The sequence below is a fragment of the Pseudomonas fragariae (ex Marin et al. 2024) genome (genome assembly GCF_059621105.1).
The window spans coordinates 1,053,677-1,067,215 of the sequence record NZ_CM184369.1 but is presented as its reverse complement, the minus strand read 5'-3'; the positions used below and the strand labels follow the sequence as shown (position 1 = coordinate 1,067,215).

The window sequence follows — 13,539 nt, the reverse complement described above, 5'->3', positions numbered from 1 at the left end:
CCGCTCCTCATCTACCAGCGCAGGGAGACCAGATGTACATATACCGGTTGGTTTTGCTTCTGGTGGTCGGCATTTATCTGTTCTCTCCAGCCATCATGGACTGGTGGATCGATGCCACCGGTGCCTGGTATCGGCCCTACATGTTGTGGCTGATCCTGATTGTGGTGACGTTCATTCTGCAGAGCCAGCGAGATGCCGATGAGCTTTAGTCTGACGCAGATGCTGCTGGTCAGCGCCGCCTACCTGCTGGTGCTGTTCGGTGTAGCCTGGGTCAGCGAACACGGCCTGATTCCGCGCTGGATCATTCGTCATCCGCTGACTTACACCCTGTCACTGGGCGTCTACGCCAGCGCCTGGGCGTTTTATGGCACGGTCGGTCTGGCCTATCAGTATGGCTACGGCTTTCTGTCCAGTTATCTGGGGGTATCCGGGGCCTTCCTCCTCGCGCCGGTGCTGCTTTACCCGATCCTCAGAATTACCCGCACCTACCAGCTGTCATCACTGGCCGATCTGTTCGCGTTCCGTTTTCGCAGCACCTGGGCCGGTGCACTGACCACCGTATTCATGCTGATCGGCGTGCTGCCGCTGCTGGCCTTGCAGATTCAGGCGGTCGCCGACTCCATCGGCATTCTGACCCGCGAGCCCGTGCAGGACAGGGTCGCCGTGGCGTTCTGCGCACTTATCACCCTGTTCACGATTTTCTTCGGCTCACGGCACATCGCGACCCGCGAGAAACACGAGGGCCTGGTGTTCGCCATCGCCTTTGAATCGCTGATCAAGCTGATTGCCCTGGGCGGCGTCGGGCTGTATGCCTTGTATGGTGTGTTCGACGGCCCGCAACAACTGGAACTGTGGCTGCTGCAGAACCAGACCGCCCTCGCCTCGCTGCACACGCCTTTGCAGGAAGGCCCGTGGCGCACGCTGCTGCTGGTGTTCTTCGCCTCGGCCATCGTCATGCCGCACATGTATCACATGACCTTTACCGAAAACCTCAATCCGCGCTCGCTGGTCAGCGCCAGCTGGGGTCTGCCGCTGTTTCTGCTGTTGATCAGCCTCGCGGTGCCGTTGATCCTCTGGGCCGGGCTGAAACTCGGCGCCACCACCAGTCCGGAATACTTCACGCTCGGCATCGGTATCGCCGCCAACAGCAAGTCTCTGGCCCTGCTCGCCTATATCGGCGGGCTGTCGGCGGCCAGCGGGCTGATCATCGTCACCACGCTGGCGTTGTCCGGCATGGCACTCAATCACCTGGTGCTGCCGCTGTATCAGCCACCCGCCGAGGGCAATATCTACCGCTGGCTGAAGTGGACACGACGCGGACTGATCGTGGCGATCATCGCGCTGGGTTACGGCTTCTACCTGATGCTCGGCGCGCAGCAGGATCTGGCCAACCTGGGCATCGTCGCCTTCGTTGCAACCCTGCAATTTCTGCCGGGCGTGCTGTCGGTGCTGTACTGGCCGACCGCCAACCGACGCGGCTTCATCGCCGGGCTGCTGGCCGGCATTTCAGTCTGGGCGGTCAGCATGCTGTTGCCGCTGATCGGCAACCTGCAGGGCTTCTACATTCCCTGGCTGAACATGATCTATGTGCTGGACGACACCAGTTGGCACATGGCAGCCATCGCCTCGCTCGCCGCCAACGTGTTGCTGTTCACCCTGATCTCGCTGTTCACCAATGCCAGCCCTGAAGAAGCCGGGGCCGCCGAGGCCTGCGCAGTCGACAACGTGCGCCGCCCGCAACGCCGGGAACTGCACGCGGTGTCGCCGCAGGAGTTCGCCACCCAACTGGCCAAGCCGCTGGGCGCGAAAGCCGCGCAGAAGGAGGTCGAGCAAGCGCTGCGCGATCTCTACCTGCCCTTCGACGAGCGCCGCCCTTATGCCCTGCGTCGCCTGCGCGACCGCATCGAGGCCAACCTGTCCGGGCTGATGGGGCCGAGCGTTGCCCAGGACATGGTGGAAACCTTTCTGCCGTACAAATCAGGCAGCGAAAAATACGTCACCGAAGACATACATTTCATTGAAAGCCGGCTTGAGGACTACCACTCGCGCCTCACCGGCCTTGCCGCCGAACTCGATGCCCTGCGTCGCTACCACCGCCAGACCCTACAGGAGCTGCCGATGGGCGTCTGCTCGCTGGCCGAAGATCAGGAGATCCTGATGTGGAACAGGGCCATGGAAGAATTGACCGGCATCGTCGCGCAGCGTGTGGTCGGCTCGCGACTGGAAACCATTGCCGAGCCGTGGAAGAGCCTGCTGACCGGTTTTACCAGCCTGCCCGATGAGCATTTGCACAAGCAGAAGCTCGGTCTGGACGGCCAGACACGCTGGCTCAATCTGCACAAGGCAGCCATCAACGAGCCTCTGGCGCCGGGCAACAGCGGCCTGGTGGTGCTGGTCGAGGACCTGACCGACACGCAGATGCTCGAAGACAAGCTGGTGCACTCGGAACGCCTGGCAAGCATCGGCCGCCTGGCCGCCGGTGTGGCGCACGAAATCGGTAATCCGATCACCGGCATTGCCTGCCTCGCCCAGAACCTGCGCGAAGAACGTGAAGAAGACGGCGAGCTCAAGGAAATCAGCAGCCAGATCCTCGAACAGACCAAACGCGTATCGCGCATCGTCCAGTCATTGATGAGCTTTGCTCACGCGGGCGCTCATCAGCATAGCGACGAAGCCGTTTGTCTGGCCGTGGTGGCTCAGGATGCTATTGGTCTGCTGGCACTGAACCGGCGCAATTTCGAAGTACACTTCTACAACCTGTGTAACCCCGAGCACTGGGCGGTTGGCGATCCGCAACGGCTGGCGCAGGTGTTGATCAACCTGCTCTCCAACGCCCGCGACGCCTCCCCGGCAGGCAGCGCAGTCAGGGTCAGAAGCGAAGTATCCGAGCACACTGTGGACTTGATCGTCGAAGACGAAGGCAGTGGGATTTCAAAGGCAATCATGGACCGATTGTTCGAGCCGTTCTTCACCACCAAGGATCCTGGCGAGGGAACCGGACTTGGCCTGGCGCTGGTCTATTCCATCGTTGAAGAGCATTATGGACAAATCACCATCGACAGCCCGGCCGATCCCGAGCAGCAGCGTGGAACCCGAATCAGGGTGACCTTGCCACGCCATGTCGACGCGACGTCCACCGCGAACTGAGACCGTCGAGAGAACTGAATCAATGCCGCATATTTTGATCGTCGAAGACGAAACGATTATCCGCTCAGCCCTGCGTCGCCTGCTTGAACGCAACCAGTATGAAGTCAGTGAAGCCGGCTCCGTTCAAGAGGCTCAGGAACGCTTCAGCATCCCGTCGTTCGATCTGATCGTCAGCGACCTGCGCTTGCCCGGCGCACCCGGCACCGAGCTGATCAAGCTCGGCGAGGGCAAACCGGTGCTGATCATGACCAGTTACGCGAGCCTGCGCTCGGCAGTCGATTCGATGAAGATGGGCGCGGTGGACTACATCGCCAAACCCTTCGATCACGATGAAATGCTCCAGGCCGTCTCGCGGATCCTGCGTGATCGGCAGACGGTCAAGCACCTTCAGGACGAACGCGGCGCCACCGCCCGGACCAGCAGCGCTGAAAAAGGCCCGGCACAGAACCACAATGGCGAGATCGGCATCATCGGCTCATGCCCGCCCATGCTGGATCTTTACAGCAAGATCCGCAAAGTCGCCCCGACTGATTCCAACGTCCTGATTCAAGGGGAATCGGGCACCGGTAAGGAACTGGTCGCCCGCGCCCTGCACAACCTCTCACGCCGCGCCAAGGCGCCGATGATCTCCGTCAACTGTGCGGCCATTCCCGAATCGCTGATCGAGTCCGAACTGTTCGGTCATGAAAAAGGCGCGTTCACCGGGGCCAGCGCAGGCCGCGCAGGTCTGGTCGAGGCTGCTGACGGTGGCACGCTGTTTCTCGATGAAATCGGCGAGCTGCCGCTGGAAGCCCAGGCTCGCCTGCTGCGCGTATTGCAGGAAGGCGAGATTCGCCGGGTCGGTTCGGTGCAATCGCAAAAGGTCGACGTACGCCTGATTGCCGCGACCCACCGGGACCTGAAAACGCTGGCCAAAAATGGCGAGTTTCGTGAAGACCTGTTCTATCGTCTGCACGTCATCGCCCTGAAGCTCCCGGCGCTGCGCGAACGTGGCAACGACATCCTGGAAATCGCCCATGCGTTCCTGGTTCGCCAGAGCGGCAAGGTCGGGCGCGACGACCTCAAATTTGCACACGACGCCGAACAAGCGATCCGCCATTACAGCTGGCCGGGTAACGTACGCGAGCTGGAAAACGCTGTGGAACGCTCGGTGATTCTGTGCGAGAACCCGGAAATCACCGCTGACCTGCTGGGCATCGACATCGAGCTCGACGGTCTGGATGACGACGAGTACATGGGCATGGCGCCGTTACCGGGCTCTTCCGGCTCGTCGGGCAACGAGCCCGCCGAAGACCTGTCACTCGAAGACTATTTTCAGCACTTCGTTCTGGAGCATCAGGATCACATGACTGAAACCGAGCTGGCGCGCAAGCTGGGCGTCAGTCGCAAATGTCTGTGGGAACGCCGTCAGCGTCTGGGCATCCCGCGGCGCAAGGGCGTCGCCAGCGAGACATAAAACCGGCCCAGGGCTCTGGCACGCGGTGCGCAGGGCGGGGACAAACTGTTACCTCAAGCGTTTCACGTAACAAAAGCCGGGTCTTACGGTAACGCAGGCCCGGCTTTTTTGTGTGCGCAAAAACGCCCTGCTTCCCGCAAAGCCCCGGTTTACGGGACCTGGAAAAAGTTGGCACAGCTTCTGCTATATGTTTAGTACAAGAAGAACAACAAGCAGTACGACACCCACAATAAAAACAATACGAATCGACTCACGCATAACAAGAACAACACGGCGGAGGCGCAGCTAACTGATTCTTTTGGAGAGGAGTTGTATTTGGGGCTTGCCCCGCAACCAGGCCGAGAACAACAAAAACTACCCTTAGGTAGCGCCTGAACTGGTTGGATCGAATGATCATTGCAACGCAGCGACCAAAGCAATCCGTTTGCTCTTGACTCCCGACTGGGAGGTTTCACAGACGCAGGTCTCGTGAATGGGCACTCAACAAAAACAAGAAGTCCAGGCAGAAAACAATAATAAAGAGCACACACTTTGGGGGAGCTTCGGCTCCCCCAGTAGCTTCCCCGCCTTGATCCGCGCCATCGTTTACCCTTCCGCGACAGCTTCCTACACCATCCCTCGACTAAATGCTAGAATCCCCGCCCATCATGCGGTCATTCCACGTTTTTGGCCGAATATTCCTTCAAACAGTGCATCCCATGCTGAAGAAGTTGTTCCAGTCATTTCGTTCCCCACTGCGCAAACCGCAGCAACATACGCGCACCACGCCTGAAGTGCTCAACAGCAGCCAACATTCGCTGCAACGCAGTCAGTTCAGCCGCTATGCCGTGAATATCGTCGAGCGCCTGCAGAACGCCGGCTACCAGGCCTATCTGGTCGGTGGCTGCGTACGCGACATGATGCTCAACATCACGCCCAAGGATTTCGACGTCGCCACCAGCGCCACGCCCGAACAGGTGCGTGCCGAATTCCGCAACGCGCGGATCATCGGCCGCCGGTTCAAGCTGGTGCACATCCACTTCGGTCGCGAGATCATCGAAGTGGCGACGTTCCGCGCCAATCATCCCCAGGATGACGAAGAAGAGGACAGCAACCAGTCCTCGCGCAACGAAAGCGGACGCATCCTGCGTGACAACGTATACGGCACGCTTGAAGAAGACGCCCAGCGTCGCGACTTCACGATCAACGCGCTTTACTACGACCCGGTCAGCGAACGCGTCCTGGATTACGCCAATGGCGTGCACGACATCCGCAATCGCCTGATCCGCCTGATCGGCGATCCGGAGCAGCGTTATAAGGAAGACCCGGTGCGCATGCTGCGTGCCGTGCGTTTCGCTGCCAAGCTGGACTTCGGTATCGAGAAGCACAGCGCTCAGCCGATCCGTGCACTGGCGCCGATGCTGCGTGACATTCCGTCGGCACGCCTGTTCGAGGAAGTGCTCAAACTGTTCCTCTCCGGGCATGCCGCCCCCACCTTTGAAATGCTGGTGGACCTGGAACTGTTCGAACCGTTGTTCCCGGCCAGCTCCAAGGCCCTGGAATACAACCCGACCTACACCCATACGCTGATCAGCAATGCGCTGATCAATACCGACCTGCGCATCAAGCAGAACAAACCGGTCACACCGGCGTTCCTGTTCGCTGCCCTGCTCTGGCCTGCGCTGCCGGCCAAGGTGCTGCGTGCCCAGGAACGTGGCATGCCGCCGATCGCAGCCATGCAGGAAGCCGCTCACGAACTGATCATCGAACAGTGCCAGCGCATCGCTATCCCCAAGCGCTTCACGCTGCCGATCCGCGAGATCTGGGACATGCAGGAGCGCCTGCCGCGCCGTTCGGGCAAACGTGCCGACCTGCTGCTCGACAACTCGCGGTTCCGCGCCGGCTACGACTTCCTGCTGTTGCGTGAAACGGCGGGCGAGCAAACCGATGGCCTGGGCCAGTGGTGGACCGATTATCAGGACTGCAACGACAGCGAACGCCGCGACATGATTCGCGACCTGAGCAACAAGCCCGAGGCGGCCGGCACAGCCCCGCGCAAGCGGCGTCGTAACAGCGGCGCCAAACGCAAGCGCACCACGGGCGAGGCGCAAAGCGGTGAATGAACCGCTGTTGGCCACTGAACGCGTGTACATCGGTCTGGGCAGCAATCTGGCTGACCCTGCCGAGCAATTGCGCAGCGCCCTCAAGGCCATTGCGCAGTTACCCGATTGTCAGTTGAGCGGCGTGTCGTCCTTCTATATCAGCGACTCGCTGCTGCCCGGCCAACCGCGCTTCACCAACGCCGTCGCGGCTGTCGACACCGCTCTGGCGCCCCTGACGCTGCTTGATGCGCTACAGGCCATCGAACTGGACCAGGGCCGTGAACGCCACGAACGCTGGGGACCACGCACGCTGGACCTCGATATTCTGCTGTTCGGCGACCATCTTATCGATGAGCCACGCCTCAAGGTGCCGCATTACCACATGCAGGCCAGGGCATTCGTGCTGTACCCGCTGGCAGAGCTGGCTCCGGGGCTGACACTGGCCGACGGGCGCCCACTGAATCGTCTGCTCGATGAATGCCCGTTCACAGGTCTTGAGCGTCTGCCCGCCGAGGCATGAAGCCTGTCTGTCACCGCGCCGGTGTAACCGCTCCGACGCACAGGTAACACCTTCAATTGACTTCACGCCCCCTCCTCACGAAGATAGGCCTCCCGCCGCCACACCACAGGCGAACGGGCGCGAAACAGGCCTTTGCAAAACACCGCGACACGACGGTGTGCCTGCTTTTCCAGGATGACTCTCACGCGCTGAGCACCCGTCTTCACAGCGCCTGATGGAGGACTTTACATGCCGAACATAACCGTTACGTCGCTGCTGGCCATGAAGCAGAAGGGTGAGAAGATCACCATGCTGACCTGCTACGACGCAACCTTCGCCCACACGGCCTCCCAGGCGGGTGTCGAAGTGCTGCTGATAGGCGACTCGCTGGGCATGGTCCTGCAGGGTCACGACAGCACCCTGCCCGTTACCACGGCTGAAACGGCGTACCACGTTGCCTGTGTGAAACGCGGCAACCAGGGCGCGATGATTCTCGCCGACCTGCCGTTCATGGCCAACGCAACGCTGGAGCAGACCCTGATCAACAGCGCGACGCTGATGCAGGCGGGCGCCCACATGATCAAGGTCGAAGGCGCTGCCTGGCTGGCCGAGTCGATCCGTTTGCTGGCCGAGCGCGGCATTCCGGTGTGCGCGCACATGGGCCTGACCCCGCAGGCAGTCAACGTGCTGGGCGGCTACAAGGTTCAGGGCCGGCTGGAGGCGCAGGCGCGGCAGATGCGCGCCGATGCCATCGCACTGGAACAGGCGGGCGCAGCGATGATCCTGCTGGAGTGCGTGCCCAGCGAACTGGCCGAGGAAATCACCCAGGCGGTGAAGGTCCCGGTCATCGGCATTGGCGCAGGCAGCGCCACTGATGGTCAGGTCCTGGTGCTGCACGACATGCTCGGCCTGTCCATCACCGGGCGCGTGCCCAAGTTCGTGAAAAACTTCATGACCGGCCAGCCCGATATCCAGTCGGCTATCCGGGCCTACGTGGCCGCCGTCAAAGACCTCAGCTTTCCGGCCACTGAACACGGATTCTCGGCATGAACACAGTAAAAACCGTACAGGACCTGCGCGCCGCCGTTGCGCGGGCACGCAGCGAAGGCAAGCGGATCGCGCTGACCCCGACGATGGGCAACCTGCACAGCGGCCACGCCGCGCTGGTCACCAAGGCGGCGCAGCGTGCCGATTTCGTGGTCGCCACTATTTTCGTCAATCCGCTGCAGTTCGGCCCCAACGAAGACCTCGCCACCTACCCTCGCACGCTGGCTGCCGATCAAGAAAAACTCCTGCAGGCCGGCTGCAATCTGCTGTTCACGCCCAGCGTGGAAGAAATGTACCCGCACGGCATGGCCGACCAGACACTGGTCAGCGTGCCGCACCTGTCGCAAGGCCTGTGTGGCGCCAGCCGTCCCGGCCATTTCGAAGGTGTCGCGACCGTGGTCAGCAAGCTGTTCAACATGGTGCAGCCTGACCTGGCGATTTTTGGTGAAAAAGACTTCCAGCAACTGGCCGTGATTCGGGCCATGGTGCGTGATCTGAACATGCCGATCCAGATCATCGGCGAACCGACGGTACGCGCTGACGATGGTCTGGCGCTGTCCTCGCGCAACGGGTATCTGAGCGACGATCAGCGCGCCGCGGCACCCGCGCTGTATCAAGCGATCCGCCAGACCGCCGACGTGATCAGTGCCGGCGAACAGGATTTCGACGCATTGCTGGCGAGCAAGAAGCAGCAACTGGAGGCTGCCGGTTTTCGCATCGACTATCTGGAGATACGCGATGCCACCAGCCTGCGTCCGGCGACTGCCGACAATCGCGAAGTGGTCATCCTCGCAGCGGCATTCCTGGGCAAAACCCGCTTGATCGACAACCTGCACCTGACCAGAAGCTGACAGGATGTGCGCCGGCAATGAACTAAGGCACACCGGCAATGCCATACCGGTACAGGTTGCCTGAACCACAACCGACCGTATTCGTGACAAAGCCCCGGTTGCCTGTGTGTGAAAAAGTACCGGGGTCATGTAAGGCGAGGCGCAGACAAACAGGTACGCGAAGGGTAGTCTGCGATGTGTAGCCCGTGAGAAAGCTTGCGACCTCGCTCCAAGAATATCCAAAGACAGAACCAGTTAAAGGAAACCCGCAGCGATGGCGTACTACCGCACTCCTTCCGATGTGACCGCTCTGCCCGCCTGGCAAGCGTTGAACAAACACCGCCAGGCCATGCAGAACTTCAGCATGCGCGAAGCGTTCAACACCGACCCGCAGCGCTTCAGCCAATTCACCCTCAGCAGCGCCGGTCTGTTTCTCGATTATTCCAAAAACCTGATCACCACCGAGACCCGCGACCTGTTGGTCAGCCTGGCGGGCGAAGTGGGCCTCAAGGACGCGATCAAGGCTCAGTATGATGGCGAGCTGGTCAACTCATCCGAAGGCCGCCCTGCCCTGCACACCGCTCTGCGCCGCCCGGTCGGCGACAAGTTGAAAGTCAACGGCGTCGATGTGATGCCGGACGTACACCGCGTCCTCAATCAGATGACCGAACTGGTCGGCCGCATCCATGACGGCCTGTGGCGCGGTTATACCGAAAAACCGATCACCGACGTGGTGAACATCGGCATCGGCGGCTCGTTCCTCGGCCCGGAGCTGGTCTCCGAAGCGCTGGTGGCCTACGCGCACAAAGGTGTCCGCTGCCATTACCTGGCCAACATCGACGGCAGCGAGTTCCATGAGCTGTCGATGAAGATTCGTGCCGAGACCACGCTGTTCATCGTCTCGTCGAAATCCTTCAATACGCTGGAAACCCTGAAAAACGCGCAGGCTGCACGCGCCTGGTACCTGGCGCAGGGCGGCTCGGAAGTCGAACTGCATCGCCACTTCATCGCGGTGTCCAGCAACAACGCGGCGGCCGTGGCCTTCGGCATCCGTGAAGAAAACATCTTCCCTATGTGGGACTGGGTCGGCGGTCGCTATTCGCTGTGGTCGGCCATCGGTCTGCCTATCGCGCTGGCCATCGGCATGTCCAACTTCAAGGAACTGCTGTCCGGTGCCTACACCATGGACCAGCATTTCCAGAGCGCACCGTTCGAACAGAACATGCCGGTATTACTGGGCTTGCTGGGCGTCTGGTACGGCAATTTCTGGAACGCACAAAGCCACGCGATCCTGCCGTACGACCACTACCTGCGCAACATCACCAAGCACTTGCAACAACTGGACATGGAATCCAACGGCAAGAGCGTCCGTCAGGACGGTACGCCGACGTCGACCGACACCGGACCGGTGATCTGGGGCGGCGTGGGTGCCAACGGTCAGCACGCTTACCACCAGTTGCTGCACCAGGGCACGCAGATGATTCCGGCCGACTTCATTGTGCCGATCGTCAGCTTCAACCCGGTTGCCGACCATCACCAGTGGCTGTACGCCAACTGTCTGTCGCAGAGCCAGGCACTGATGATGGGCAAGACCCGCGCAGAAGCCGAAGCAGAACTGCGCGAGAAGGGTATGGACGAGCAAGAGGTGCAGAAGCTGGCACCGCACAAGGTCATCCCCGGCAACCGTCCGAGCAACACGCTGGTGGTCGAGCGCATCAGCCCGCGTCGTCTTGGCGCGCTGGTGGCCATGTATGAACACAAAGTGTTCGTGCAGAGCGTGATCTGGGGCACCAACGCCTTCGACCAATGGGGTGTGGAGCTGGGCAAGGAAATGGGCAAGGCGGTGTACCAGCGTCTGACCGGCGGCACCGAAGAGCCGGCTGACGATGCATCGACCCAAGGCCTGATCAACTACTTCCGCGGCCGTCACCGCGGCTGATTGTTTCCCTCTCGTTCCCACGCTCTGCGCTCAGCGTTACGCAGAAGTCTTGATGAGTAGGGGAAACGGGGCTTTTGTAGGAGCGACCGGGGCGGCGATCCGCCTTGTTCGCGAAGGCGTTATGTCAGACGCAGAAACTTCTGCGGCTGCACAGGGCCCTTTCGCGAACAAGTTCGCTCCCACGCCCTGCGGGCAGAAGCCCTGTACATCATCAGCGGATGTACGCTCTCCTTGTAGGAGCGAACTTGTTCGCGAAAGCTTTATTTCGAGTGATACATCTTTAGCGGATGTACCGGCCCTTTCGCAAGCAAGCGAAGGGTCGCACGGTCCGTTACCACAAAAGTCTCTTTGCCGTACTTCCCTCCCAGATGCCCGAGCCCGACATGGAATTCATCCGCACCCGCATCGAAACCCAGGTCATCAGCCTTACCGGCCTGGCCCTGGGTCAACTGGATCTGGAGACCCCCAAGGGCGACCCGGGTCTGTTTGGCCCTCAGGCGGTGTGCTGGAAGGTGCATGGCGATTTCACCAGCATGCTGGTCGGCGGCATCAGCGCATTGATGCTGCAGGCGTTACACCCGCTGGCACTGGCGGGCATCTGGGACCACTCCAACTTTCGTCAGGACATGCTCGGCCGCCTGCGGCGCACCGGGCAGTTTCTGTCCGGCACCACCTACGGCTCTACGCGGGATGCCAACTGGCTGATCGACAAGGTCCGCAACATTCACCTGAACATTGTCGGCACCGCGCCCGATGGCCGGCCGTATGCCGCCAGCGACCCGGATTTGCTGACCTGGGTGCATGTGGCCGAAGTCAGCAGCTTCCTCGCAGCGCATGTGCGCTATCTCAACCCGGACATGTCGCTCGCCGATCAGGACGCGTACTACGCGGAAACGGCGCTGGTCGCCGAGCGACTCGGCGCGCGCAACGTTCCGCGCTCCCGTCAGGCCATTGCTGACTATCTGGCCGACATACGCGGCCAACTGGTCTGTGACGCGCGCAGCCGCGAAGTGCTGCGCCTGCTGCTCGATGCGCCCGCACCCAACTGGCTGGCCAAGCCTTTTGGCGTGTTGATGATGCGCGCCGGTATCGAGCTGCTGCCGGACTGGGCCAGCGACATGCTCGACGTCACGCAAAGCCCCTTCAAGCGCCGGATGATCCGCCTGGGCGTCAACAATACTGCGCCCATTCTGCGCTGGGCCGTGCGCGACGGATCGGCGCAACGAGCCAGACGCCGCATGGGCGTTTGAACGTGACATGAAGGTTTTCGGCAAACCGTGACCGGGCGGTTCACGGTTGGAACCTGCCTGCCTATCTGTGCCACCATGAGCACTCAATAACAATGAGGATCAGCACCATGCACGACGTCGTTATCGTCGCCGCCACGCGTACCGCCGTGGGCAGTTTTCAGGGCTCACTGGCCTCTGTCGCCGCAGTCGACCTCGGCGCAGCGGTCATTCGTCAACTGCTTGCCCGCACCGGCGTGGACGGCGCGCAGGTCGATGAGGTCATCATGGGTCAGGTGCTGACCGCAGGCGCTGGCCAGAACCCTGCGCGGCAGGCAGCCATCAAGGCCGGCCTGCCCTTCTCGGTACCGGCCATGACCCTGAACAAGGTCTGCGGCTCCGGCCTCAAGGCCCTGCACCTGGCGACCCAGGCGATTCGTTGCGGCGACGCCGAGATCATCATCGCCGGTGGCCAGGAAAACATGAGCCTGTCCAACTACGTGCTGCCGGGCGCGCGCACCGGATTGCGCATGGGCCACGCCAGCATGGTCGATACGATGATCACTGACGGCCTGTGGGATGCATTCAATGATTACCACATGGGCATCACTGCCGAGAACCTCGCGCAGCAGTACGACATCAGCCGTGAAGCCCAGGATGAGTTCGCCGCTTTGTCTCAGCAGAAGGCGATGGCTGCGATTGAAGCCGGACGCTTCGTCGATGAGATCACCCCGATCCTGATCCCGCAGCGCAAGGGTGATCCGCTGTCCTTTGCAACAGACGAGCAGCCCCGCGCCGGCACCACTGCCGAGACGCTGGCCAAGCTCAAGCCCGCGTTCAAAAAGGACGGTACGGTCACCGCCGGCAATGCCTCTTCGCTGAACGACGGAGCGGCCGCCGTGATGCTGATGAGTGCCGCTAAAGCCGAGCAACTGGGCCTGCCGGTGCTGGCGCGCATTGCCGGGTATGCCAACGCCGGTGTCGACCCGGCCATCATGGGCATCGGGCCGGTCAGTGCCACGCGTCGCTGCCTGGACAAGGCTGGCTGGTCGCTGGCCGAGCTTGATCTGATCGAAGCCAACGAAGCCTTCGCTGCACAGTCCCTGTCGGTCGGCAAGGAGCTGGGGCTGGATCCGCAAAAGCTCAACGTGAATGGTGGCGCTATCGCTCTTGGTCACCCGATTGGCGCGTCGGGCTGCCGCGTGCTGGTAACACTGCTGCACGAGATGATCAGGCGCGATGTGAAGAAGGGCCTGGCCACGCTGTGCATCGGTGGTGGTCAGGGGGTTGCTCTGGCACTCGAACGCTAGAGCA

The 13,539-nt window shown here is 61.4% G+C and carries 10 protein-coding genes; all 10 read left to right on the top strand.

Annotated features, from left to right (window positions below; all coding sequences use genetic code 11):
* The first annotated feature begins 32 nt into the window (after positions 1-32).
* The 10 genes from AC54XV_RS04785 to AC54XV_RS04740 all read left to right on the top strand — a co-directional run bounded on the left by AC54XV_RS04785 (position 33) and on the right by AC54XV_RS04740 (position 13,535).
* Positions 33-209 (top strand): hypothetical protein, encoded by a 177-nt coding sequence (locus AC54XV_RS04785; protein WP_002552060.1) that lies wholly within the window; start codon positions 33-35, stop codon positions 207-209.
* Positions 193-3,147, top strand: coding sequence for a sensor histidine kinase (locus AC54XV_RS04780; RefSeq protein ID WP_011266662.1), 2,955 nt, complete (start codon positions 193-195; stop codon positions 3,145-3,147). The genes AC54XV_RS04785 and AC54XV_RS04780 overlap by 17 nt, the downstream gene beginning before the upstream one ends.
* Before the next feature lie 22 nt (positions 3,148-3,169).
* The gene (locus AC54XV_RS04775; protein ID WP_024639810.1) at positions 3,170-4,603 is read left to right on the top strand and encodes a sigma-54-dependent transcriptional regulator; all 1,434 of its coding nucleotides are present in this window, start codon (positions 3,170-3,172) and stop codon (positions 4,601-4,603) included.
* A gap of 698 nt (positions 4,604-5,301) precedes the next feature.
* A complete protein-coding gene (locus AC54XV_RS04770; protein WP_003345072.1) occupies positions 5,302-6,705 on the top strand; it encodes a polynucleotide adenylyltransferase PcnB in 1,404 nt (467 codons plus the stop codon).
* Positions 6,698-7,204, top strand: a complete 507-nt coding sequence (gene folK, locus AC54XV_RS04765) for a 2-amino-4-hydroxy-6-hydroxymethyldihydropteridine diphosphokinase (RefSeq protein ID WP_024639808.1) — start codon at positions 6,698-6,700, stop codon at positions 7,202-7,204. The genes AC54XV_RS04770 and folK overlap by 8 nt, the downstream gene beginning before the upstream one ends.
* Before the next feature lie 228 nt (positions 7,205-7,432).
* Positions 7,433-8,233: a 3-methyl-2-oxobutanoate hydroxymethyltransferase gene (panB, locus tag AC54XV_RS04760; protein WP_058399304.1), complete on the top strand. Its 801-nt coding sequence runs from the start codon at positions 7,433-7,435 to the stop codon at positions 8,231-8,233.
* Positions 8,230-9,081: a pantoate--beta-alanine ligase gene (panC, locus tag AC54XV_RS04755; RefSeq protein WP_096127323.1), complete on the top strand. Its 852-nt coding sequence runs from the start codon at positions 8,230-8,232 to the stop codon at positions 9,079-9,081. Before panB ends, panC begins: the two co-directional genes overlap by 4 nt.
* 253 nt (positions 9,082-9,334) lie before the next feature.
* Positions 9,335-10,999 carry a glucose-6-phosphate isomerase gene (gene pgi / locus AC54XV_RS04750; protein ID WP_024639805.1) on the top strand — a complete coding sequence of 555 codons (1,665 nt, stop codon included), beginning with the start codon at positions 9,335-9,337 and terminating at the stop codon, positions 10,997-10,999.
* Positions 11,000-11,382: 383 nt separating this feature from the next.
* Positions 11,383-12,249 (top strand): oxygenase MpaB family protein, encoded by an 867-nt coding sequence (locus AC54XV_RS04745; protein ID WP_024651889.1) that lies wholly within the window; start codon positions 11,383-11,385, stop codon positions 12,247-12,249.
* 107 nt (positions 12,250-12,356) lie between these two features.
* The gene (locus AC54XV_RS04740) at positions 12,357-13,535 is read left to right on the top strand and encodes an acetyl-CoA C-acetyltransferase (RefSeq protein ID WP_003406614.1); all 1,179 of its coding nucleotides are present in this window, start codon (positions 12,357-12,359) and stop codon (positions 13,533-13,535) included.
* Positions 13,536-13,539 lie beyond the last annotated feature (4 nt).

Coding starts and splice junctions, on each gene's coding strand:
- panB (WP_058399304.1), top strand. CDS start 7,433: ATGCCGAACATAACCGTTACGTCGCTGCTGGCCATGAAGCAGAAGGGT.
- pgi (WP_024639805.1), top strand. CDS start 9,335: ATGGCGTACTACCGCACTCCTTCCGATGTGACCGCTCTGCCCGCCTGG.
- AC54XV_RS04740 (WP_003406614.1), top strand. CDS start 12,357: ATGCACGACGTCGTTATCGTCGCCGCCACGCGTACCGCCGTGGGCAGT.
- AC54XV_RS04745 (WP_024651889.1), top strand. CDS start 11,383: ATGGAATTCATCCGCACCCGCATCGAAACCCAGGTCATCAGCCTTACC.
- AC54XV_RS04780 (WP_011266662.1), top strand. CDS start 193: ATGCCGATGAGCTTTAGTCTGACGCAGATGCTGCTGGTCAGCGCCGCC.
- AC54XV_RS04785 (WP_002552060.1), top strand. CDS start 33: ATGTACATATACCGGTTGGTTTTGCTTCTGGTGGTCGGCATTTATCTG.
- AC54XV_RS04770 (WP_003345072.1), top strand. CDS start 5,302: ATGCTGAAGAAGTTGTTCCAGTCATTTCGTTCCCCACTGCGCAAACCG.
- panC (WP_096127323.1), top strand. CDS start 8,230: ATGAACACAGTAAAAACCGTACAGGACCTGCGCGCCGCCGTTGCGCGG.
- AC54XV_RS04775 (WP_024639810.1), top strand. CDS start 3,170: ATGCCGCATATTTTGATCGTCGAAGACGAAACGATTATCCGCTCAGCC.